Source organism: Streptomyces sp. (genome assembly GCF_036566765.1).
Classification (GTDB): Bacteria; Actinomycetota; Actinomycetes; order Streptomycetales; family Streptomycetaceae; genus Streptomyces.
The window spans coordinates 1-22,129 of the sequence record NZ_DATCVQ010000147.1; the positions used below are offsets into that span (position 1 = coordinate 1).

22 protein-coding genes are annotated in these 22,129 nt (G+C 72.1%); 4 read left to right on the forward strand and 18 right to left on the reverse strand.

Annotation, left to right across the window (positions count from 1 at the left end; all coding sequences use genetic code 11):
* From VIU94_RS07675 to VIU94_RS07705, 7 genes are all read right to left on the reverse strand, one after another.
* Positions 1-446 (reverse strand): ERAP1-like C-terminal domain-containing protein (locus tag VIU94_RS07675; RefSeq protein WP_331908931.1); only part of this gene is annotated, 446 nt, incomplete at its 3' end.
* Positions 447-665: 219 nt separating this feature from the next.
* The gene (locus tag VIU94_RS07680) at positions 666-992 is read right to left on the reverse strand and encodes an MmyB family transcriptional regulator (RefSeq protein ID WP_331908971.1); all 327 of its coding nucleotides are present in this window, start codon (positions 990-992) and stop codon (positions 666-668) included.
* Positions 993-1,073: 81 nt separating this feature from the next.
* Complete coding sequence (locus tag VIU94_RS07685; RefSeq protein ID WP_331908933.1) at positions 1,074-1,631, reverse strand: TetR/AcrR family transcriptional regulator; 558 nt, start codon at positions 1,629-1,631, stop codon at positions 1,074-1,076.
* Between the two features lie 78 nt (positions 1,632-1,709).
* Positions 1,710-2,246, reverse strand: coding sequence for a DUF4240 domain-containing protein (locus VIU94_RS07690; RefSeq protein WP_331908935.1), 537 nt, complete (start codon positions 2,244-2,246; stop codon positions 1,710-1,712).
* Positions 2,247-2,371: 125 nt separating this feature from the next.
* The gene (locus VIU94_RS07695) at positions 2,372-3,805 is read right to left on the reverse strand and encodes a lamin tail domain-containing protein (RefSeq protein ID WP_331908937.1); all 1,434 of its coding nucleotides are present in this window, start codon (positions 3,803-3,805) and stop codon (positions 2,372-2,374) included.
* Between the two features lie 211 nt (positions 3,806-4,016).
* Complete coding sequence (locus tag VIU94_RS07700) at positions 4,017-4,790, reverse strand: YqjF family protein (RefSeq protein WP_331908939.1); 774 nt, start codon at positions 4,788-4,790, stop codon at positions 4,017-4,019.
* Positions 4,791-4,920: 130 nt separating this feature from the next.
* Positions 4,921-5,085 (reverse strand): hypothetical protein, encoded by a 165-nt coding sequence (locus tag VIU94_RS07705; protein ID WP_331908941.1) that lies wholly within the window; start codon positions 5,083-5,085, stop codon positions 4,921-4,923.
* A 239-nt stretch (positions 5,086-5,324) separates the two neighbouring features.
* Here VIU94_RS07705 and VIU94_RS07710 point away from each other — a divergent pair, with 239 nt between their 5' ends.
* On the forward strand, positions 5,325-5,924 hold the full coding sequence (locus VIU94_RS07710; protein ID WP_331908943.1) for a GNAT family N-acetyltransferase: 600 nt from the start codon (positions 5,325-5,327) through the stop codon (positions 5,922-5,924).
* On the opposite strand, the gene VIU94_RS07715 is transcribed toward VIU94_RS07710, so the two are convergent.
* From VIU94_RS07715 to VIU94_RS07735, 5 genes are all read right to left on the reverse strand, one after another.
* On the reverse strand, positions 5,921-6,589 hold the full coding sequence (locus tag VIU94_RS07715; RefSeq protein WP_331908945.1) for a DUF4232 domain-containing protein: 669 nt from the start codon (positions 6,587-6,589) through the stop codon (positions 5,921-5,923). The two genes, VIU94_RS07710 and VIU94_RS07715, sit on opposite strands and share 4 nt — an antisense overlap.
* Positions 6,590-6,805: 216 nt before the next feature.
* Positions 6,806-7,573, reverse strand: a complete 768-nt coding sequence (locus tag VIU94_RS07720) for an NPP1 family protein (RefSeq protein WP_331908947.1) — start codon at positions 7,571-7,573, stop codon at positions 6,806-6,808.
* Positions 7,574-7,653: 80 nt separating this feature from the next.
* The gene (locus tag VIU94_RS07725) at positions 7,654-8,694 is read right to left on the reverse strand and encodes a TetR family transcriptional regulator C-terminal domain-containing protein (RefSeq protein WP_331908949.1); all 1,041 of its coding nucleotides are present in this window, start codon (positions 8,692-8,694) and stop codon (positions 7,654-7,656) included.
* Positions 8,695-8,747: 53 nt separating this feature from the next.
* The gene (locus VIU94_RS07730) at positions 8,748-10,151 is read right to left on the reverse strand and encodes a flavin monoamine oxidase family protein (protein ID WP_331908951.1); all 1,404 of its coding nucleotides are present in this window, start codon (positions 10,149-10,151) and stop codon (positions 8,748-8,750) included.
* Between the two features lie 81 nt (positions 10,152-10,232).
* Complete coding sequence (locus tag VIU94_RS07735; protein WP_331908953.1) at positions 10,233-10,853, reverse strand: TetR/AcrR family transcriptional regulator; 621 nt, start codon at positions 10,851-10,853, stop codon at positions 10,233-10,235.
* A 134-nt stretch (positions 10,854-10,987) separates the two neighbouring features.
* Between VIU94_RS07735 and VIU94_RS07740 the strand changes: the two genes are divergently transcribed.
* Complete coding sequence (locus VIU94_RS07740; protein ID WP_331908955.1) at positions 10,988-12,547, forward strand: APC family permease; 1,560 nt, start codon at positions 10,988-10,990, stop codon at positions 12,545-12,547.
* Between the two features lie 8 nt (positions 12,548-12,555).
* Here VIU94_RS07740 and VIU94_RS07745 read toward each other — a convergent pair whose 3' ends face one another.
* The 6 genes from VIU94_RS07745 to VIU94_RS07770 form a co-directional block, all read right to left on the reverse strand.
* Positions 12,556-13,068: a GNAT family N-acetyltransferase gene (locus tag VIU94_RS07745; RefSeq protein WP_331908957.1), complete on the reverse strand. Its 513-nt coding sequence runs from the start codon at positions 13,066-13,068 to the stop codon at positions 12,556-12,558.
* Positions 13,069-13,191: 123 nt separating this feature from the next.
* A complete protein-coding gene (locus tag VIU94_RS07750) occupies positions 13,192-14,034 on the reverse strand; it encodes a glucose 1-dehydrogenase (protein WP_331908959.1) in 843 nt (280 codons plus the stop codon).
* Positions 14,031-16,193 (reverse strand): acetate--CoA ligase family protein, encoded by a 2,163-nt coding sequence (locus VIU94_RS07755; protein ID WP_331908961.1) that lies wholly within the window; start codon positions 16,191-16,193, stop codon positions 14,031-14,033. The genes VIU94_RS07750 and VIU94_RS07755 overlap by 4 nt, the downstream gene beginning before the upstream one ends.
* On the reverse strand, positions 16,190-17,368 hold the full coding sequence (locus VIU94_RS07760) for a glutamate dehydrogenase (protein WP_331908973.1): 1,179 nt from the start codon (positions 17,366-17,368) through the stop codon (positions 16,190-16,192). The genes VIU94_RS07755 and VIU94_RS07760 overlap by 4 nt, the downstream gene beginning before the upstream one ends.
* A gap of 62 nt (positions 17,369-17,430) precedes the next feature.
* On the reverse strand, positions 17,431-19,068 hold the full coding sequence (locus tag VIU94_RS07765; RefSeq protein WP_331908963.1) for a 5-guanidino-2-oxopentanoate decarboxylase: 1,638 nt from the start codon (positions 19,066-19,068) through the stop codon (positions 17,431-17,433).
* Entirely contained in the window at positions 19,068-20,225 is a 1,158-nt protein-coding gene (locus tag VIU94_RS07770) for an acyl-CoA dehydrogenase family protein (protein WP_331908965.1), read from the reverse strand. The genes VIU94_RS07765 and VIU94_RS07770 overlap by 1 nt, the downstream gene beginning before the upstream one ends.
* A 161-nt stretch (positions 20,226-20,386) precedes the next feature.
* Between VIU94_RS07770 and VIU94_RS07775 the strand changes: the two genes are divergently transcribed.
* Positions 20,387-20,863, forward strand: a complete 477-nt coding sequence (locus tag VIU94_RS07775; RefSeq protein WP_331908967.1) for a DUF6336 family protein — start codon at positions 20,387-20,389, stop codon at positions 20,861-20,863.
* A gap of 78 nt (positions 20,864-20,941) precedes the next feature.
* On the forward strand, positions 20,942-21,841 hold the full coding sequence (locus VIU94_RS07780) for an arginase family protein (protein ID WP_331908969.1): 900 nt from the start codon (positions 20,942-20,944) through the stop codon (positions 21,839-21,841).
* Positions 21,842-22,129 lie beyond the last annotated feature (288 nt).

Below are 22,129 nucleotides of genomic sequence, written 5' to 3' on the forward strand. Positions count from 1 at the left end.
AGGTGGTCCCAGAGGGTGTCGGCGGCCTCGAAGTAGCGGTCGACGAAGGGCGCCAGCACCTCGTCCTGCCCGCCACGCTGGAACGAGAGCACGATCGAGCGGGCGGTCTCGTTGGCCACGTCGGTGCGGACGACGACCGACTCCCAGGCGGCTTCCTTGGCCTCGGCGGTCGGCTGCGCGGCGCGGGCGGCGGCGGCCTTCTCCTGGCCGGAGATGGTGTTGTCGCGCTCGAGCTCGGCGGCGATCTCGGCCTCGCCGAAGGTGCCCGAGGCGGCCAGACCGGTGACGAGCGCCCAGCGCAGGTCCTGGTCGATGTCGAGACCGTCGAAGACCAGGTCGCCGGAGAGCAGACCCTTGAGGTCGGCGATCGCAGCCTCGGAGCGGGCTGCCGCGGCGTACGTCCGGGCGAAGGTCAGCTGGTGGTCGCTGCTCGGCGCGGCGGCCACCAGCAGCTCCCGGAGACCGGGAGGCCCTCGTGCCGTCCCGCTCTGACATCCATCCTGGGTCCGTCCCGCGCCCCGCCCGGTCGACCCGGCGGCTGCTCGCCGCGGGCGGGCTGGCGGACCATCGCGTCAACCGATCGGATGACCCGACCGTCGCCCGCCGCCTGCCCGCAGCGGCGCTGACCTGCGGATTCGAGCGTTGCACCGCACGACGGCCATGCGTCAGAGGCCGGCCTCCAGGCGGGTGAGGGCCTCGGCGGCCGGGGTGTTCTCCTGCGGGCTGTAGACGTGCACGACCAGGCCCGATTCGCCGGGGGCGGCCGGGACGTGGAGGGTTTCGAAGTCCAAGGTGAGCAGCCCCGCCTCCGGGTGGCGGAGGCGCTTGCGGCCCGCCGCGCACATGACGATCTCGCCCGACACCCAGATCGCGCGGAACTCGGCGCTCTGCATGGAGAGTTCGCCGATCAGCGCGGACAACTGGGCGTCGTCGGGCCAGCGGCCCGCGGCGACTCGCAGCTGGCCGACGGCCGGGACGGGCGGACTGGGGATCCACGTACAGCCGCGACGCGGGTGAGTCGGGTGCGCCTGGGCACGTGAGTCGGGCGCGCCTGCGCCCGCCGGCGCGGGGCGTCAGCTCAGGAGCCACTTCCTGGTCAGCTCCAGCACCTGCGCGCGGCTGCGGGGGCCGTGGTCGGCGGCGATGAAGTGGTTGCCGATGCGCAGCGAGAAGGCGATGAGGCAGCGGGCCTCCACCTCCGCCTCGTCGGGGCAGAAAGCGCCGAAGAGCGAGCGCATGTACGCGATGCGTCGGTTGTCGACGCGGCGGAGGAGCTCCGCGACGTCCTCGTCACGCCGGGCCCAGTCGCGGATCGCGAGTTCGGCGGGCGTGCCCGTCATCGGGCTGTCGCCGGACCCGGCGATCGTGAAGAGCCGTATCAGCTTCTCCCTGGCGTCCCCACCGCCGGCCTCGACCCGCTCGATCACGTTGTCCGTGACCTCGCGCTCCCACGTGTCGAGTATCTCGGTGAGCAGCGCGCCGCGGTTGCCGAAGTACCCGTAGAAGCCGCCCTTGCTGACGCCGAGCGACTGCGCCAGCGACTCGATCCGTACGGCCTCCGGACCGCCGACGGACAGGGCTCGCAGCCCTTCCTCGATCCACTTGCCGCGCGGGGTGCGGGCCGTGGCCATGGTGTTTCTCCTGTCGACGGGCTCAGCCTTGTCTGCATCTGTACGGCATCGTATAGAACGCGCGCTCCGTCCATTCGCTCAGAGCGGGTAGAGGGCGGCGACGCGGGGCAGCCGGGCCGCGACTCTGTCGTGGTCGTCGAAGTCGAAGTCCCAGTCGGGATCGAGCTCGGGGTAGGTGATCGTGAAGGCGTCACTCGGGAGTTCGGCGCCGGTCACGGTCTCGTAGGCGTCCCAGGCGATGCTCAGCGTCTGCTCGCACGACAGGTCGATGCCCTCGCTCTCCGCCTCCCGCACGGCACGGAGGTCGGCGAGGCGGTCGGCGTCCGCGGTCACCTGCTCGAAGACCGCGCGGCCCTGCACGATCAGCCAGCCGCGGAAGTAGTCGAAGCCGTCGTCGGAGCATCCGCCATTGATGACGTAGGCCGCCGCCCAGAGAGGGGCTTGGTAGGAGGCGGCCATGAGATCCCACAGGATCTGCTGCGCGTCGATGATCTGCTGGGGTTCGTACGCGGCCAGCAGGGCGGTGGCCTGCTCGGCCACGTCGTCGGCGTCGGAGGGGTCGAGCGCCTTGCCGCGCGCCTGGTCGATCAGGCTCCAGAACTGTTCCGTATCCATGGGAACCGAGCATGGCAGGCGGGTCGGACAGTCGAAGCTCGGCTTCCTGTGGAAGCCGAAGGAAGGCGCCCGACACGGAGCCCACGGACAGGGTTGGCGTGTCGGGCACCCGAGGAGTTACGGGCTCAGCAGCTGATCGTGCCCCTGCGGAGCGCGTGGCCACCGGTGTTGCTGTCGTCGGCCCAGTACACGGGCTTGGCGCCGGCGACGCACTCGTCGGCCCCGGCGAGCGCGAAGCCTTCGTTGTTGAGGTCCGGCATGCCGCTCGGGCGGTTGTGGACGGCGGCGAGGGCGAAGCTGCCAAAGACGCCGATCTTCATCGTCCGATGCTGCCCGCCGCAGGTGTTGTCGCAGACCATCCACAGCCGCGCGGCCTGCGGCTCCCACTGGAGCTCCATCACGCCGGACATGCCGCTGGCGATCGTGGCGACACGGGTGGCGGCCCCGCCGTCCTGCAGGACGTAGCCGTGGACGGCGCCGGTGCCCTCGACCCCGAGGAGGAAGACGCCGCCGGTGTGCGCGCCGTACCGGTTCGGGTCGTAGGCCGCGCCGGTCGACTCATCCTTGAAGCCTGCCGCGACCAGGGTGGCGTCGGGGATCCAAGTGATCGCCTCGAAGCCGAGGTTGGAGCCGACGGCCGGCAGGCCGGCCGTCAGGTTCCACTCCTTCGTGGCGGTCAGGCTGCTGCCGGTGCCGGTGGTGACGTCGTAGCGGAGCACGGACAGCCGGCTGGTGCCGGACGCGTCGCCGTTGCGTTCGGTCGCGACGTACGCGCCGCCCGCCGCGCCCGCGTCGGTCAGGGTGACGGCCTCACTGTCCGGGCTGCCGGTGCCGCCGGGGTAGCGCAGGGTCTTGCCGGAGGACCAGCCGTTCGCGGTGTCGGGACGCCAGCCGCCGGAGCCGTCGCGGACCAGCCGCCAGAGCTTGCCGGAGTTCTGGGCGCCCCACAGCACGGAGCCCTCCTGGTACAGCCCGCTGAGGTCCGAGCCGAAGACGTCGGTGCCGTCGGCCGTCGCCACGGCGCTGCCGCCGGGCCAGGCCACCGGGCCCGTACCGCCGCCGGAGCCGCAGTCGTTCGGCGCGCCGAGGGTCAGGGCCGCGGAGCCGAAGGCCCCCGTGCCGTCGGGGCATCGCGACCAGGAGGGTGCGGAGTGGCTGGTCCAGCTGAAGCTGTCGACCAGGGTGCTGCCGTCGGGCAGGTAGAGGCGGGCCTTGTCACTGGAGCCCAGACCGAACGCCGCGTCCACGTCGAACGCGCGGACCGCCCCCGGGGCGAGCGTCATCCCGGCCGCAACCGTGAACTTCGAGCTGCTGTTGTCGTCCTTGAGGATCCAGCCGGAGATGTCGACCGTGGCCGTGCCCTTGTTGAACAGCTCGATCGAGTCGTCGACGCTGCCGGTCGTCACCACCTCGTTGATGCGGATGTCATCGGCCGGCGCCGCGTGTGCCGCGGGCGCGAACAGCGTCGCGGCGGCGGCCGCGGCAAGCGTGGTGCCGACGACGGCGAGGCGGAGTGGGGCGAGGCGACGACGCCCCTGGGGAGCACCTATTTCGAGCACGGTGTCCGTCCTGGGAAGCTGGGGATGGGTGGTGGCTGGGCGAGACGAGATTCCCGGCCGCCCCCCAACGCCGTTCGGCTGCGGACAGGTTGTCGTGTGAACGCATGCCGAACGCCAGGTCGCACACAGCCGTCCGCGTGCGTTCGGGGGTGGCACCAGGTCGCCTCGGCCGTACTGCATCCCGACGGGCCGGTGCTCCGTACGGCGCGGTTCAGGGGGTGGGGATGCCGGCCGGCGTACGGGGCGGGCGTCCGAACCGGACCGGGACACCTGGGGAGTAGAGCACGCTGACCGGCGCGCCGACGGGTGCGGGCAGGCCGGCGGCGGTGACCAGGCTCTCGTCGCACCGGAGCAGCTCTGCACGGTGCAGATTCCAGCGGGGATGGGCGTTCGGGAGGTAGAGCGGCCGTCCGAAGAAGGCGCTGTGCATGCCCCAGCGGGCGGTCAGGAAGTGCTCGAGCTCGGTCGGTTCCTCGACCCGCTCGCCGACCCGCATGGCGAGGTCGCTGTGCGCCCCGCGCGGCCCGGGCCAGCGTCGGCGGCTGCGGTACGTGACCGTGGGCCCCTCCTGGCGGACCTCCATCCGCGACCAGACGTACGGGATGCGGAACGCCGTCCGCCCCACCACGACGGGGATGAGACGGGACGCGTCGAGGGACCGGAACACGACGCCACGCCGACCGTTGTCGTCCACCGAGTACAGGCGGACGTTGGTCTCCGGGAAGGAGCCGAGGTACGGGATGCCCGGCAGCCGGAACCACCCGACGCGGTGCATCCGGAAGGCGACGAGCCCGACGTACGTGACCCCGTCCAGCGTGTCCGGCCGCGTGCCGGCCGGCAGCAGCGGGGCGACGTCCGCGGGGTCGGCGGCCCAGTGGAGGAAGGCCAGATCGAGCCACGACTGGGTGAGCAGGGGGCGGTCCCAGGCGTGAGGCGGATCGGCCGTTATGGGCTCGGGCTCGGCGGCGAGGGGAGACTGCGGCATCGCGCCAGTATCCCGAAACGTCGCGGGGCGGAGTACGTCGGGCACGTCGCCGAGCTGCACTGGGGAAGAACCCGCAGGTCAGGCGTGTGGTTGCGCCAGGGGCCCAGGGGTCCCCCGGCGCAGCCGGGGATCACTCTCGGTCGGACCTCACTTCGTCGCGCACCTCGCGCACGGCCCGAACCGCGATGATCACCTTTTGGGAGAGCATCGAGACCTGATCGACGAGGTGTCCCACGACGGTGAAAGCACCAGCGATCGCAGCGGTCACGACGGTTACCCAGCCCGCCAGTTCCATGAAGCTCCTTTCGGAAGGGGGATCGACTTCGGCACCAGCGCCAGTCCCTGGCACGAGCGCTGGGTTGCCTTTGTCAGCCGGTCTCTCTTCCCGAACTGCACGGAATTTTGGGCTACTTGATTCTAGCGGCCCCGCTCCCGCCCCGAACAGCGGCCGCGGGCCCGCCCGGACCCCGGAACCCGAACCCCGAACCCCACCCCGACATCCTCGACCAAGATCATCGGATGCAGAATGTCCGCATGTCGAACACGAATACGCCGAAGACGGCAGCAATCGACGATGCCGGACGAATCAGCCGCTCCCTCGCCCGGGCCTTCGACGACGACCCGATGATGCGCTGGTTCTTCCCCGACGACTCCTCGCGCGAGTCGTCGCTGAGCAGCTACTTCGCCACGATCTTCACCCGGCAGTACGTGCGCGACGCCGTGTGCGAGTGCACCGAGGACGCGGCGGCCTTCTGGGTGCCGCCGGAGGCGCAGGCGAAGGCGGTTCCCGATGCGGAGACCATTCAGGAGCTGCAGAACATTCTCGGAGACCGGGCCGGGCTGTTCAGGGACGCCGTCGGGGCCGCCGCCGAGCACACGCCCCAGGAACAGCACTGGTACCTGGCGCTGATCGGCGCCGACCCCGCCGCGCAGGGGCAGGGCCAGGGGGCAGCTCTGCTGCGGTCGGGCCTGGCCAAGGCCGATGCGGCGGGGCTGCCCGCCTATCTGGAGTCCTCCAAGGAGGACAACCTTCCCTTCTACGAGCACTTCGGGTTCGCCGTGCGCGACGAGGTGCGACTGCCGGGCGGTGGTCCGGTGCTCCGGGCCATGTGGCGCGAGGCGCGTCGCAGTTAGCTGAGGGCGTCCTCCACGTTGGTCGCCCAGGCGGTCACGGAGTTCTTGTCGGACGAGACGTACAGGCCGGGAGTCGAGGCCTTGAGCGGGGTCTGTACGAGGTCGGACTCCGTGTTCATCGTCATTGCGATCGAGTTGACGGTCTTCCCCGTGCCGTCCTTGAGGCCGCCCATCAGGCCGGCGTACGCGGACTGGCCGGGGGCGAGCCGGATCGCGTCCTCGATGCCGGGGGCCGCGCCGCGCTCCGTGGCCTGGCCGTCCAGGTCGCCGAAGGTCACGACGGGGTGGCCGAGGGCCTTGCACGGCTTGCTGCCCTTGTTGGTGATCTTCAGCAGGTAGCTGCTGGTCGTGGGCTCCGCCAGGGTCGCCGTGAACTTCACGTCGAACGTGCTGCACGGGAAGACGTCGAAGTCGGGGTCCGACGAGCCCCCCTTGTCCGGGGACCCCGCCGGCTTCTTCGGCTTGGGCGACTTCGCGTGCTCGGAGGGCTTGGCGGGGGTGGAGGGCTTCGACGGCAGCGGGGCCTTCGTCGGGGTGGCGGACGCCGCCGGGCTCGTGGGCGCGCCCGCTGCGCCGTCCTCCGTCGGGCCGCAGGCCGTCAGGGTCAGGACGGACAGGGCGGACAGTGCGGCGAGGGCGACGGTGACTCTCGGTACGGTGCTCATGTGCTGTTCCCCCGATCGAAGAGCGCGTGATGCGCTGGAGTGAGCACCAGCGTCTCGGAGGAACTTCACAGGTTCGTGACGGCATCTTGCCGAATCCACCACGGTCTGGCCGGAATGTGACGGGTGGGGGCATACGGACGCCTGATGCGCTCCCGTGCGGCCCGGAAGGCTGGACGCCGGCACGCGCTCCCGGCATCCAGCCCGCGCTCACACGTCTCAGGCGTGCGGGTCGAAGGGGATTCCCGCAGGTTTCGCCTTCTCCAGGTGGTAGTTGAAGTTGCCGTCCTTGAGGCCGAAGACCGCGCTGCCGAAGTTCGCCTGGCTGAGCTTGTCGCGAATGCCGGAGGGGTATCCGTTCCAGCCGACCAGCGCCGGGAACTGCCAGGCGTGCTGGTGGTTCTCGGGCGGCTCGTCGTTGGAGTTCGCGGGGCGGAAGCAGTGGGTGCTCAGGCCGTCCTTGTGGTAGACGACCTTGGGGTGCGTGCCGTCCCACCGGATGCGGTCCCGTGCGTAGACGTTGAAATTCCCGTGGGCGGACGTGGAGACGTACTGGGCCTGGTTGTTCTGGACCCACACCACGACGTGCTCCCAGTCGTGGCGGTGGCCGCCGAGGCTGCTGCCGACGACGGCCTGGTCCTTCTCGAAGTACAGGCCGTAGATGATGGCGCACCAGCCGTTGTTGCACTTGGCGCGCGCGTATCCGTTGGTGTTGGTGAGGTCCCAGGAGTCACGGCACTGGCCGTTCAGTGCGCCCGACGGGTTGAGGCCGCCGTTGAGCGTGCCGTCGGGCCCGATCGCCGGCGTGGGGTAGCAGCCGTCGGTGTCGTAGTCGTAGGCGGGCTGAAAGGTCTGTTCCAGGCCGTCGGCGTTGGCCGGGAGGGCCGTGGGCGGGGCTGCGAGGGCGCTGCCCGGGAGGGCGATGAGCAGGGCCAGGGAACTGCCGAGAGTCAGTGCTCCCTTGGCGAGGTACCGCCTTTTCTTCACTACGGCTCCCTTTGAGGGGGGTGGGTGGCGCAGTTGGCATGCCCATTCCATGACGTGCCAACCGCGTCTCCCGGCCCTGGTCATCGCACAGGCGTCGGCCTGGCCGGCGGCGATGATCTGCTCCGCGGGCGCAGGCTGATGTGCGGTTCGAAGGCGTCGAGGAGCAGCTCCCGCATCCGCGGCAGGGTCATCTCCCCGTTCCCCGCGAGGACCTGGATGGCCAGGCCGTCCGCGAGGCCGGTGAACCGGCTGGTCAGCGCCTCGGCGTCGGCGTCCGGGGCGGCCGACCCCTCGCGCCGGCAGGCGTGCACCAGGTCGAGTACGGTCTGCCGCCAGCGGGCGTAGATGTCGCGCTGCCCCTCGCGCAGGGCGGGGTCGAGGATCGCCTCGTTCCACGACTGCACCCACACCGACCACTCGTCACGGTCCTCGTCGCCAGTGATCAGCTGGATCTCGATGAGCCGGCGCAGCTTCTCGATCGGCCCGTCTGCGCCGCGGAACTCGGCTTCGAGGCGCTGGTGGAGACGGTCGGCGTAGTGGTGCAGCGCGGCGCGCAGGGCGTCGCCCTTCGTCGGGAAGTGGTAGTGGATCGTGCCGGTGCTGGTGCCGCACGCGCGGGCGATGTCGGCGACCCGTACACGGTGGAAGCCACGGCGGGCGATGAGGCGCGCGGTCTCCTCCAGGATCTGCGCGCGCCGGACCTCCGCGTCCAGCGCGTCGGCCCGACGCCGCGTGGCGTCGGGCGCCGCCGGGCTTTCGGGAGCGGCGGGCGGGCGGCCCTGCCCAGTACGCAGGTACCGCAACGACACCTTGCCGACCCGTGCGATCGCAGCAAGTTCGCGGTCGGCGAGGCGACGGCTGCCGTTCAGGGCCTTGGACAGCGCGGTGGGGTCCATGCCGATGCGGAGCGCGAACGCGCGCTGGCTGAGCGGTGCGGACCGGACGACGAGCCGGGCGCGCTCGGCGACGACTCGGGGATCGTCGACGGCCGAGGCACCATGCGCTTCGTGCGCTTCGTGCGCATCGTGCGCATCGTGCGCATCGTCGACAGCCGAGGCACCACGAGCCCTCTGCACATCGTCGACCCCCGAGGCACCACACAGCCCCTGCGCATCGTCCACCCCCCGCGCATCATCCACCGCTCCCGGCGAGCCCCCGGCCCGCTCCCCCGACCTCATCGTCCCCCACCCCCCGATGCCGCCCGCAGAGCCGCCACCACCTCGTCGGCCGCCCGATACCCCGACGAGACCGCCCCGTCGATATAGCCGTTCCACTCCGACGCCGTCTCCGTCCCGGCCCAGTGCACCGGGCCGGTCGGCTCGCGCCAGCCGTGCTCGCCGTGGCCGCTCCACCCGCCGGGCGTCGCGTAGGCCTCGTAGCCGCCGCGGGCGTACGGGTCCTGGGTCCAGAGTTTCTCCGTGTAGTCGCGCGGGCTGCCGGCCCGCGGTCCGGCCACGGCGACGAGGCCGGCCAGCGCGGCGGCCCGGCGGGCGGGCTCGTCCAGGGCGGTGAAGCGGTCCACGCGGTCGCCGTACACGAACCCGACGAGGACGCCGCAGGAGGCGTCGTCCGGCGAGTTGTCGAAGACGACGCCGACGGGCTCGTCGCCGTACAGAGTCGCCACGCCGGACAGCCCCGACTCCCGCCAGAACGGGGTGTCGTAGACGGCGTGGATCTTGGCGACGCGCCCCATGGGGCTGTGCGACAGCCAACCGTCCCGGGCGGCCGGGAGCTGCGGCGTGAAGTCCACGGCGCGCACGGCCTGCGGGGGCAGGGCCACGATCGCGCGGCGGGCGCGGAGCACTCCGTTCCCGGTGTGGACGGAGACGCCCTGCCGGTCGTACTCGATCGCCCGCACCCGCTCACCGAGGCGGACGCGCTCCCCGAGCAGGCCCGCGACCGCGCGGGCCGGGGCGGCCGCGCCGCCCTCGAACCGGCTGTCCTGGGCGCAGCCGCGGGTCTCCATCAGCGGCTCGAAGCCGCCGGCCGCGGCGATGTAGAACAGCACGTGGAAGAAAGAGATCTCGTCGGGCTCGGCGCACCACAATCCCTGGACGGCGAGAGCCAGTCGGCGTCGCGCGTCCGCGTCGACGGTCTCGTCGTGGAAGAAGGACTGCGCCGTCATGGCGTCCCACTCGGCGAAGCGGGCCGTGCGCCAGGGCCGGACGGTGTCCACGGTGCGGGCGAGTTCGTCGAGGAGCGCGGTGACGCGTTCGTACGCGGCGATGCCCGGCCCCCTAGCTGGCGCGGCGCCCGTGTACGGGACGGTGGCACCGTTGTGCCAGACCTCGATGTGGCTGCCCTTCTCCCAGGTCGGGAAGGTCGGGCAGGCGAAGCGTGCGGCGAGTTCGACGAGGTGTGTCTGTGTGGGGCCGACCCATTGGCCGCCGTGGTCGAGCGTCACGCCGTCAGGTCGGATCTCTGTGAGGACCCGTCCGCCGACCCGGTCGGCGGCTTCGACCAAGGTGAAGTCGACGGCGTGGTCGTGCAGTCGGAGGGCCGCGGCCAGTCCGGCGTACCCGCCGCCCACGACGACGACCTCGGATTCGATCAGATGCGTTCCGCTCTGTCTCTCCATGGCCCGAGAGGATGGGGCAACACTGACGGGCACGTCAATGGTTGCGACAGCCGGAATACATGCCGTGTGGCGAAAGCAGGGTCAGCGCGCCGCCGTCAGAGCTTCGCGGTCGATGCCCAGTTCCCGTACCAGCGCCTCGTCCACCCACTCCAGCATCGTGGCGCGGCCGAGCGGCCCCTTGTACGAGGTCGTTTGGACGGCCAGTCCGTCGAGGAGCGCGGTCAGCCGCCATGCCGCGTCGGCGGGGCTGTCGCAGACGAACTCGCCGGCCGCCACGCCCTCCGCGACGACCTCGGCGATCGCGGCCTTCCACTGCTGGTCGAGATCGTGGGTGACCTTGCGCAGGGCGGGTTCACGAAGTGCGGCCGCCCAGCCCTCGATCCACAGCCGCCAGCCCTTGGCCTGCCCGGTGGGCGCGTACCAGCGCACCGCCGAGCGGAGTCGGCGCGTGGCGCTGGTGCGGGGTTTGCCGAGCAGCGTGCGCAGGTGCGCGAGGTCGCCCTGCGCGGCGTGGGCGAACGCCTCGGCGACGAGCAACTCCTTGGTGGAGAAGTGGTACAGCACAAGGGAACTGCTGATTCCGAGCTCCGAGGCGACGTCCGCGATGCGCACATTGCTGACGCCTCGGGCCTCGATCTGCTCGACGGCGACGCGCAGGATCTCCGCCCGCCGTTCCTCCACGCTCAACCGGACTCTGGCCACCGCTTCACCCTACACAGCTCTTGACAGTGCCGTGTGGCCGGGCTCACAGTGCTGGCTACTGACTGGCCGTTCAGTCAAATGACGTGCCGCTCCTGTACGAGACCCTCCCCCGTGCCGCCGTAGGAGTCCGCCCAGTGACCCAAGCACCCGTCACCGCAAGCAGGGACCGAGAGCCCGCCCCCGAGACCCCCGACCTCTCCGAGGGCTGGAGCGAACAGCGCAGCCGGCTTCGCAAGGAACTGCGGCGTTTCGACGTGCTGCTGTTCCTGATCTGTACCCTCGTCGGCCTCGACACGATCGGGTCGGTCGCGGCCCAGGGCCCGCAGGGACTGACCTGGATGGCCATCCTCGCGGTGCTGTTCTTCCTCCCCTACGGCCTGCTGGTCGCCGAACTCGGCTCCGCCTTCCCCGTCCAGGGCGGCCCGTACGTGTGGACCCGGCTCGCCTTCGGACGGCTCACCGCGGGCCTCAACCAGATCATGTACTGGATCTCCAACCCGGTCTGGGTGGGCGGCAGTCTGTGCATCATCGCCCTCACCACGTGGGAGGAGTTCTTCACCCCGCTGCCCGGGCTGTGGAAGTACGTCGCCGGGCTCGTCTTCATCTGGGGCGGCGCGCTCGCGGTCGTCCAGTCGGTGCGGGTCGGCAAGTGGGTGCCGATCGCCGGAGCGGTGGCGCGCATCGTGCTGCTGGGCTTCTTCCTCGTCTCCGTCGTCGTGTTCGCCCTCCAGAACGGTGTCCACGCGCTTCCCATGGACGAGTTCACGCCGACGTACGCGGGCTTCGTCGCCCTCGTCCCCGTCCTGATCTTCAACTACGTCGGCTTCGAACTGCCCAGCTCCGCGGCCGAGGAGATGCGCAACCCGCGCCGCGACATCCCGCTCTCCATCCTCCGCTCCGGCTTCGCGGCGCTGCTGCTGTACGGCGGCCCGATCCTCGGCATCCTCTTCGTTCTGCCCGGCGACCGGATCGGCAGCCTGGGCGGCTTCATCGACGCCTGCAAGGCCGTGTTCACGGTGTACGGGGGCTCCATCGCGGCCGACGGCACGGTGACCCTCACCGGCGCGGGCGCGGTCTTCGGCGGCGTCGCCGCGGCCGGCCTCATCATCGGCCTGCTCACCTCCGGCGTGACCTGGGCGATGGGCGCGCACCGCGCCCAGGCCGTCGCCTGCGCGGACGGGGCCGGGCCGGCCTGGCTCGGCACGATCTCCGAGAAGCACGGCACCCCGGTGCGCGTGAACCTGCTCTCCGCGGTCCTGGCCTCGATCCTGCTCGTGGTGGCCCTCAACCTCACGGAGGGCGACGGCGAGAAGTACTTCGCCGCCGGCCTGGGCCTGACGATCTGCACCACGTTCATCTCGTACGTGATCACGTTCCCGAGCCTGCTGGCACTGCGCCGCAAGTACCCGGACACCCCGCGCCCGTACGCCGTCCCGGGCGGCCGCCTCGGCGCGTGGACCGTCACCGCCCTGTCGACCGGCCTGGTCGCCTTCACCGTGGTCGTGCTGATCTGGCCGGGCTTCGGCGTGGGCTGGTTCGGCACGGAGGGCTCCGCCGCCGACTCACTGCCGGAGGCCTTCGCCGGCCAGCGCCTCGCGTACACCCTGAGCCAGGTCGTGCCGCTGCTGATCATCACGGTGATCGGCCTCGTCTTCTACGCCCTGGGCGCGAAGACCCGCCGCACCAAGAACTGAGCCGAGGCTCAGGCGGGGCGGCCGAAAGTCAGCACGCGGGTGACGGCGCCGTCGTCCTCGCGGATGTCCCGCACATGACGGAAGCCGAGACGGCCGAGGAGCACCAGGGATGCCTGGTTCTCCTCGGCCACCGTCGCGTGCACCTCCGGCAGACCGAGGACGTCGAAGCCGTAGCCCACCACCGCCCGGGCGATCTCCGTGCCCAGGCCGGTGCCCCAACTGCCGGGTGCGAGTGCGTAGACGAGCTCATGGCCGCCGCCCACGTCGTCCGATCGCTTGATCTCGGCATGCCCGACGAACCGGCCGTCCTGGCGCACCGCCCAGACGTCGAAGAGGTCCTGCGCGTACACCTTGGTGAAGATCCGCCCGAACAGGGCGCGTACGTCCGCCTCGCTCTGCGGGGAGCTCCCCATCCACCGCACGACGCTCTCGTCCGCGAACAGCGCGACGAAGTCCTCCTCGTCCCCGGGGCGGTAGGGCTCCAGGAGAAGGCGCTCGGTGCGCAGCGTGGAGGTCGTCATGAGGCGTGACGGTAGGCGGGGGATTCGAGGGCGGCAAACGAATAAGGGGCGCCTCCGACGCGGTCCGCCCGCTGTCCCGGTGCGGCACCGGGGACAGCGGGCGGTTCAGGAGGGCGGGGTCGCCTAGGCGCTCGTACGGCCGTACACCTGCTTGCCCAGCCACTGGCCGCCGTCCACCGTCAGGCACTCCCCCGTCACGTACGACGCCGCGTCGCCCAGCAGGAACAGCGACGCGTCCGCGATCTCCGCGGGGTCGGCGAACCGGGCTGACGGGACCGTGGCAAGGACCTCCTCGCGGGCCTCCTCGGTGGCCCACAGGGCCGCGCCGGCGCCGGCTGTCTCCGTCGGGCCCGGGGCGATGCAGTTCAACCGGATGCCCAGCGGGGCGAGTTCCACCGCGAGGGTCCGCGTCATGGCCAGGACGCCCGCCTTGGCGGCGGCCGAGTGGACGGTGCCCGGGTGGCCGTGCCAGGCGTACGTAGCGATCACGGAGAGGATCGAGCCGCGTGTGCCCTGTTCGCGCAGCCTGCGCGCGACGGCGCGGGTGCAGTAGTACGAGCCGTTGAGGACGATGTCCACGACCGCGCGCCAGCCGCCCGGGGACAGGTCGATGCCGGGTACGACGAAGTTGCCGGCCGCGTTGTTGACCAGCCCGTCCAGGCGGCCGAAGCGCTCGACCGTCGCGGTCACCAGCGCGTCCACGGCCTCGGGGTCCCGTACGTCCGTCGGCGCCGCGAGGGCCTCGCCGCCGGCCTTCTCGACCAGGGCGACGGTCTCCTCAAGACGCTCCGGGGTACGGCCCGCGACGGCGACCCGCGCTCCTTCGCCGGCGAGCGCGAGGGCGATGGCGCGACCTATGCCGCTCCCGCCGCCGGTCACGATGTACGTACGGCCCGCGAAGCGGCCGGATGCCACGGTCGCGGATTCCAGGGATGCGGGTCCCACGGTCATGGATTCCAGGGTCATGTCAGCACTCCATGGGCGTCGAGGGCGACCGCGCCGCCCGGGTGGACGAGCAGCGGATTGACTTCGAGTTCGGTGATCTCGGGGTGTTCGGCGGCGGCCTGTGCGAGGGCGCACAAGGCGTCGGCGGCAGCGTCCAGGTCGATGGCGGGTGCGCCGCGCCAGCCGGTGAGCAGGGGTGCGTGCCGCAGCGAGAGCAGCAGGTCGCGGGCGCGGCGCGGGGTGAGCGGGGCGAGGGCGAGCGCGGTGTCCGCGAGCAGTTCGGCGGTGACGCCGCCGAGGCCGACCATGGCGACGGGGCCGAACGCCGGGTCGTACCGGACTCCGGCGATCAGCTCGACGGAGTGCGGGTGGGCGACCATCCGCTCCACCGCGTACCGCGTCGCGCCGGTCGCCGCGCGCATTCGGGCGAAGGCCGCACGCAGTTCGGTCTCGTCGCCGATGCCCAGGGCGACGCCACCGGCCTCGGTCTTGTGCGCCAGGCCCATCGCCTTGAGGACGAGCGGGTATCCGGTGCGGCGGCGGGCTACGTCGACCGCCCCGTCGGCGGTGGTGACGAACTCGGCGGCGGGGAAGTCGAGTCCGTGCGCGGCGAGGAGGTCGCGCACGGTCTCGTAGTCCCCGTCCGCGAGGGGGCGGGCGGGCGAACGGGGCGGCAGCGGGGGCGGTGGCTGCGGTGTCCCCCGTTGCAGCCGAGCCGCGTGCGCCAGAGCGGTCGCGGCCTGCTCGATGCGTTCGTAGACGGGTACGCCGTGCTCGCGGAGCACCGTCAGTGCGGGGGTGTCCCGGGCCATGGTGTGCACGACGAGCACCCGGCAGGCATTTCGCGCGGCCTCCCCCAACTCCCGTGCGACCTCGCACTCCTGGCGGGCCTGGTCGGGGTTGGCGGTGGCGTAGTCGCCGAAGTAGCCGGTCAGGACGGTGGCGTCGGTGTCGCCGCCGTCGAGGAGCGCCCGAGTGATCCGGGCGTAGGTCCGGAGATCGGCCTCCCCGGCCCCCGCGAGATCGACCGGATTGCCGCCGCCACGCCTGCCGGGCAGATGCGCGGCGACCGCGTCGCGGGTGGCCTCGTCAAGGACGGGGACGTCGAGCCCGCGGGCCGCCAGCGTGTCGGCCGCCAGGGCTCCTTGCCCGCCGCTGTCGCCGACCACGGCGACGCGCAGGGCCGGCATTGCGGCCGATGGCTCTGCGGCCTCTCCGCCGCGGACAGCACCCGCCCCCACCCTCCCGAGCCGCTCCCCCGCCGCCGTCAACAACACTGCCGTGTCGACCAGTTCACCTGCAGACTCCAGGAGTAGCGCGCCCGTATCGCGGCAGACCGCCTCCACCACGGCGCGGGCGCTGACCAGGGCGCCCGTGTGGGAGGCGGCGGCGCGGCCGGAGGCGTCGCTGCGGCCGAGGGTCAGGAGGAGGACGGGCTTGCCGGCGGCGTGGGCGGCGGCCAGGGTGCGGGCCAGGCGTCGCCCGTCGCGGAAGTCCTCCACGTACGCGGCCACGACGCGGGTCGCCTCGTGCGCGATCAGCGCGTCGAGCGCGTCCGCCGCGTCGATGTCGCGCTGGTTGCCGAGCGAAACGAACCGCGAGAAGCCCTGCCCGGCCCGGGCCAGCAGTCGACCGATCTCCAGCGCGAGGTTGCCGCTCTGCGACACCAGGCCCACCGAGCCGGCCGGGAAGTCGCCCCAGCTGAGCCTGAGTTCGGTGGTCGTGTCGACGACGCCCATACAGTTGGGGCCGAGCAGCCGTCCGCCGTGCGCGGTGACGAGCGCGGCGAGCTCGTGTTCCTCGGCCGGGTCGGATCCCCCGGAGGTGATCACGGTGAAGCACCGGGCGCCGGCCGCGAGTCCCTCGACGACGACGGGCCGTACCTGCTGCGGCGGCACCGCGACCACGATCTGCTCGGGGGCGCTCGGCAGGGAGCCCAGGTCAGGCAGGAAAGGCACGCCGTCGAGGCCGCCGCCGCGCTGGTTGACCAGGTGGACCGTGCGCCTTGCGCGCCCGGCGAGGGCGCCGGAGGCCAGCCAGTAACCCCACTTGGCGGGGTTGGCGGAGGCTCCGACGACGGCTACGGAGCGTGGGTCGAAGAGTGTGTCCAGGGCGTGGGGGGCGGTGGGGGCTGGGCGTGCGTGGGGGGCGTCGCGCGCGTCGACGGCGTCGGGGCTCATGCGTACCAACCGAAGCGTTCGGCGATCAGCGGCAGCCGGTCCGCGACGACGCCGTGCGCGGCGACCCGCGGGGTCGTCCCGTCGCGCTCGGCCCGTGCCAGGACCTGCTCGACCAGAGCTCGCATGGAGCGCCGGATGTGGGCGAAGGCCTCGTTCGCGTCCGCGCCGATGTCGCCGAACAGCGTCCACCACCACCAGGCGTTGGTAGCGGAGTTGACGACGACGTCCGGCAGTACGGCGATGCCGCGGGCCGTCAGTAGCTCCTCCGCCTCCGGCAGCACCGGCATGTTCGCCGCCTCGACGATCCAACGGGCCGTGATCGCGGCCTGGTTGTCCGCGTCGATCGCGTACGAGACGGCCGCCGGGATCAGCACGTCCGCGTCGGCGGACAGCCAGGCGTCGCCCGGCAGTTCGACGTCACCGGCCCGCAGCGCGGTGCGGTCCACCGTCCCGTACGGGTCGCGGGCGGCGAGCAGCGCTTCGACGTCCAGGCCCGCCGGGCTGGCGATCGTCCCCTTGACGTCGGCCACGGCGACGACCTTGAGCCCGGCGTCGGTGAGGAAGCGAGCGGTCGCGCCGCCCATCGTCCCGAAGCCCTGCACCGCCACCCGCGTCCCTGCGTGGGGGACGCCGGCCCGATCAAGCGCCGTGAGGACCGACTCGGCGACGCCGCAGCCGCCCGCCAACTCGTCGAGCCCTATCCCGTCCACCTCCACGGCGAACGCGTCCGCGAGCCGTCGGCGGGCGGCGGCCTCGTCGTCGAGCAGCGGGTAGACGGCCTGGATCGAGGAGACCAGGCCGGCCTCGGCGGCGGCCCGGTCGACGAGGTCCTGGGTGAGGCCGAGGTCTTCGCCGGTGGTCCAGAAGCGCTCGATGTGCGGCCGCATCGCGCGCAGGTAGCGGACGAGGATGCCGTACGCCTCGGGGTCGCGCGGGTCGCAGTCGATGCCGCCCTTGGCACCGCCGAGGGGGACGTACCGGCCCTCGGTGTTGTAGTGCAGCGCCTCCTTCATCGTCATCCCGCGGGCCAGTCCGGCGACCTCTTCGAGGGTGCAGCCGGCGCGCATCCGCAGCCCGCCGCTGGACACGCCGCGCACGAGGCGGTCGATCACGAGGTGGCCCTGACGGCCGGTGACGTGGTCCGTCCAGGTGAGGGAGATGAGGGGGGTGGGGATGGACGTCGTCATCGGGGGGTTCGGGGTCGGGTTCGGGGTCGGGGTCGGGGTCGGCAGGGAGTTCATCGGTTCGTCTCCTCGGGGACGGTGACGATGGTCGGTCCGGGGGTGGCCAGGGCTTCGGCCAGGGCGCGGGCGAGCTCCTCGGGCGAGCGGACCACTGTGCCGTGCCCGCCGTAGGCGCGGGCCAGCGCGGGCAGGTCGACGGCGGGCAGGTCGACGGCGGTGGGGGTGTCCCCGCGGGCGGCCATCTCCTCGCGGATCTCGCCGTAGCCGCCGTTGTCGAAGACCACCACGGGGAGGGGCGCGTCCAGTTGCGCGGCGGTGGCGAGCTCCTGCACGGAGAACTGCAGGCCGCCGTCGCCGCTGAGGGCGACGACCTGCCGCTCGGGGTACGCGGTCTTCGCGCCGATCGCGGCGGGCAGGGCGTACCCGAGGGTGCCGAAGCCGGTGGGGTGCAGGTACCGGCCTTCGGGGCCGACGGGGAGGTGGGGCAGGGCTCCGTAGTAGCAGCACTGGGCGCTGTCGGAGGTGATGACGGCGTCTGCGGCGAGCACGCGGCGCATCGCTCGGAGGTACGGGACCCAACGGGCGTCGCGGGCACGGGTCTCGTCGTCGCGGGCGGCGCGGAGGGCGGTGACGGTGGTGGTGGCCGTGGCCTCAGCGGCCTCCCCGGCCTCCCCATCCCGTCCACGGCAGGCGTGAAGCAGCCCACCCAGCACAACTGCCGCATCGCCGACCAGCGGTACGTCCGCCTGAAGTCCCGCATACATCTGGGCCGGGTCGACATCGACCCGAATCAGCGTGCCCGTCAGAGGCGGCAGAGGGCCCCAGACGTCGGACTCGGCCAGCTCCGTCCCGACGGCGAGGATCACGTCCCGCTCGGCGAGCCACTTCTGCACGGCCGGGCTGTGCAGCGAGACGCCCAGCGACAGCGGGTGGCGCTCGTCGACCACGCCCTTGCCGTTGGCCGTGGTCACCACCGGCGCGCCCAGCTCCTCGGCGAGCGCCAGGCACTCCGCGGCCGCCGCCCGCGCGCCTCCGCCGAGGACCAGGACGGGCCCACTCGCCGAACGCAGCGCGCTCGCCGCCTCCCCCACCGCGGTAGTGTCCGGCTCCGGCCGCGCGGCCGGAGGCGCCAGCCGGGTACCGCCCGCCGACTCCACGGTCTCCAGCAGGTCCAGCGGCACCTCGATGTGCACCGGACGCGGCCGGCCCGTGTGGAAGAGGGTGAAGGCCCGCGCCACGGCCGTGCCGATCTCGGCCACGGACGACACCCGGTGGCTGAAGGCCGCGACCCCGCGCAGCGCCTCGCTCTGGCTGCGCATCTCGTGCAGCAGCCCGGTGGACTGCCGGGGGTGCCGCAGCGGCATGCCGGGCGAGACGACGAGCAGCGGCACGCTGTCCGAGTACGCCTGGCCGACCGCGGCCGCGATGTTGAGCAGCGCGGGTCCGGTCGTGGTGATCGCGACGCCGGGCCGGCCGGACACGCGGGCGTACGCGTCGGCCGCGTACCCCGCCCCCTGCTCATGACGAGGCGTCACATGCCTGATGCCGTAGGCCTGGAGGTGTCGGTAGATCTCCAGGTTGTGCGTGCCGGGGATCCCGAAGGCGTCGGTGACGCCATGCGCGGCGAGCGCCCGTACGACCGCCTGGCCACCGGTCGTCGCAGCCTCGCCCCGCGGGTGAGCCGTCCCCATCACAGCCCCCGCGCGATCACGAGCCGCATGATGTCCGAGGTGCCCTCCTCGATCTCCTCCAGCTTGGCGTCCCGCATCCACTGCTCGACCGGGTACTCGCGCGAGTAGCCCCAGCCGCCGAGAGTCTGCACGGCGGCCCAGGTGCAGTACGCGGCCGTCTCCGACGCCGTCAGCTTGGCCATCGCGGCCTCGGTCGTGGCGGACAGGCCCGCGTCGAGCCGCTTGGCCGCGCGCCAGGTCATCAGGCGCGCCTGCTCGATGCGGGTCCGCATGTCGGCCAGCCGGAAGGCGACCGCCTGGTGCTCGATGATCGGCTTGCCGAACTGCTGCCGGGTGCGCGCGTAGTCGCGGGCGTACTCGTAGGCGGCCCTGGCCACTCCGGTCGCCGCCGCGCCGAGCACGGCGCGCGAGACGTCGAAGGTCCGCATGAGCCCGTGGAAGCCCTGCCCCTCGTCGCCGAGACGATTTTCCTCCGGCACGAAGGCATCGGCGAAGAACATCTCCCGGCAGACGATGGCGCGCTGGCCCATCTTCCGCATGGGCTCCCCGAAGGTGACGCCGGGGGTGTCCTTGCGCAGCAGGAACGCGGTCACGCCGCGGGCGCGCTGCGCCGGGTCGGTCTTGGCGAAGACGACGTACTGCTCGGCCTCCCCCGCGTTGGAGATCCACGCCTTCTGGCCGTTGAGCAGGTAGCCGCCGTCGGTCCGGGTCGCGGTCGTGACGATGGACGCGGCATCGGAGCCGGCGCCGGGCTCAGTGGTGGCGAGGGCGGTCATCGGGGTGTCGGGGCCGGTCAGCGGGGTGAGCCAGGTCCGCTTCTGTTCCTCGGTGCCGAGTTCGAGCAGCGGGTCGGCGAAGAAGCCGTTGGAGCAGAGCAGATTGCCGATGCCGAGGTCGCCGACGCACAGCTCCTCCTGCACGAGGCACTGCGTGAAGACGTCGGTGGAGCCGCCGCCTCCGTACTCCTCGGGAAGCATGAAGCCGGTGATGCCGACCTTGGCGGCCTTGTGCCACAGGTCCCACGGCGTCTCGACGTCGGCCTCGTCCACGGCACGCGCCCGCGGGCGGATCTCGTCACGGGCGAAGGCCCGGGTGAGCTCGACGATGCCACGCTGCTCGGGGGTGAACGGAACCAGCTCGGTGGGGAGGTCGGACATGGTGCCTCCAGGTACGGCAACGGAGATACTGACTGAACCATCAGTCAGTATCTGGAAGCGCGAGCGGAGCTGTCAACGTGTCGGATCAAGGGCTTTGGGGGCGCACGGGGCGCGCCTGCCCCAGATCCGGGCGCGGCGCGGCCGTGGCATAGCGTACGGATATGGCTTCGACGCAGAACCGGGCCGCGAGGTCGGCCGGCGACAGCAACAGCCCCGGCGCGGGGACCCTGCGAACCAGGGACGAGGACGGTGTGCTGCTGCCGCGGCTGCGGTTCTGGGAGGTGGTGCTGCGCGGTGCGTTGTACGGCCTCGCGGCCAATGTCGTCGCCGCGGTCGGCATGTTCTTCGTGCCCGACCACAGCGAGCGCATGTCGTATCTCGCCGTGGTGTCCGGGCTCGGGCTGATCTGGGGAGGCGGGTCCCTGCTGATCGGCCTGTACTTCTGGTCGGCCTGCATGCGCGATGTACGGCGCTGGCGTGACCTGCGCACGATCACCGGCCAGACCGAGGCCCTCACGATCATGGCCCCGAGCCTCGTCCGGCTCGGGGTGCTCGGCCTGGTCCTGTTCCCCGGCCCGTACGGTCTGTACCACCTGGTGGACGCGGCCGACTTCGACAGCTGGCTGTACGGCGGCTGACGCGGGGCGAGCCGGGCGCCGAGCGGACCGGGCGAACGGCCCATTGATCCAACGCGCTTCGGCGGCTTGGATGGCCGCATGCGGAACATCGTGATCATCGACGCCCCGTCCAACCTCGGCCTGCGCCCGCCGGCCCCGGGGACGGTCCCCGGCTGCTACAAGCTGGCGGGAGCGCTGCGCGAGAACCGGATCGTACAGCGCCTGGGCGCGTACGAGGGCGGGGTCGTCGTACCGCCCCGGTACGACCGGGGCGACTGGCAGGAGGGCGACGGCGTCTTCAACGCGGCCGCGCTCGCCGCGTACACCCCGAAGCTCGCGGACCGGATCCAGCACCACGTCCAGGCGGGGGACTTCGCACTCGTCCTGGGCGGCGACTGCTCCATCCAGCTCGGCGCCGCGCTCGCGTTGCGCCGGCTCGGGCGGTACGGTCTCGCCGCGATCGACGCTTCGCACGACTTCCGCCACCCGGGCAACTCCGACCGGATCGGCGCGGCCGGCGGCGAGGAGCTGGCGCTGGCGACCGGCCGGGGCCAGGACGACCTCACGGACCTCGAAGGCCGCCGGCCGTACATGCGCGACGAGGACGTACGACTCTTCGGCATCCGCGACGAGTTCGAGGAGGACGTGGCCGAGCTGCGGGAACTGAAGATCCCGGTCGTCACCGTCTCCGAGCTGCGCGAGTGGGGCCCGGCGGACGTCGCCGCCGCCACCGCCCTGAGCCTGGAGAACGACGCCCTCGACGGCTTCTGGGTCCACCTCGACGCCGACGTCCTCGACCCCACGGTCATGCCGGCCGTCGACAGCCCCGACCCCGACGGCCTGCTCCCCGACGAACTGACCGCGCTCCTGCGCCCGTTGATCCGCTCCCCGCGCTGCGTGGGCCTCAACATCACCATCTACGACCCCGACCTCGACCCGGCCGGCTCCGCCGGCCGCCTCCTGACGGACCTCGTGGTGGCGGCCTTCACGGACTCCTGACGGCGCGAGGGTCCCCCCGGGGAAGGGTGCGTCGTCCATGAGATGGAGAGCATGGATACGTAACTCGACACTCCTGGCAGTGGAGTTCGGCTGCCTAAGGTGCCGACCGCAGCCGCATCCAGCGCGCCGGCGTAGCGACCGTCAGATGATGGACGTCGCACAGGTGCGGGAGACATAGGCGACCGTCTCGTCGCCGTGGTCGAACCAGATGGCGAACCACTGGTCGTCCGTGACGCCGCAGGCGGTGATGCTGTGGCCGTTGACCGTCGGGCAGCCGGCCGTGGAGCA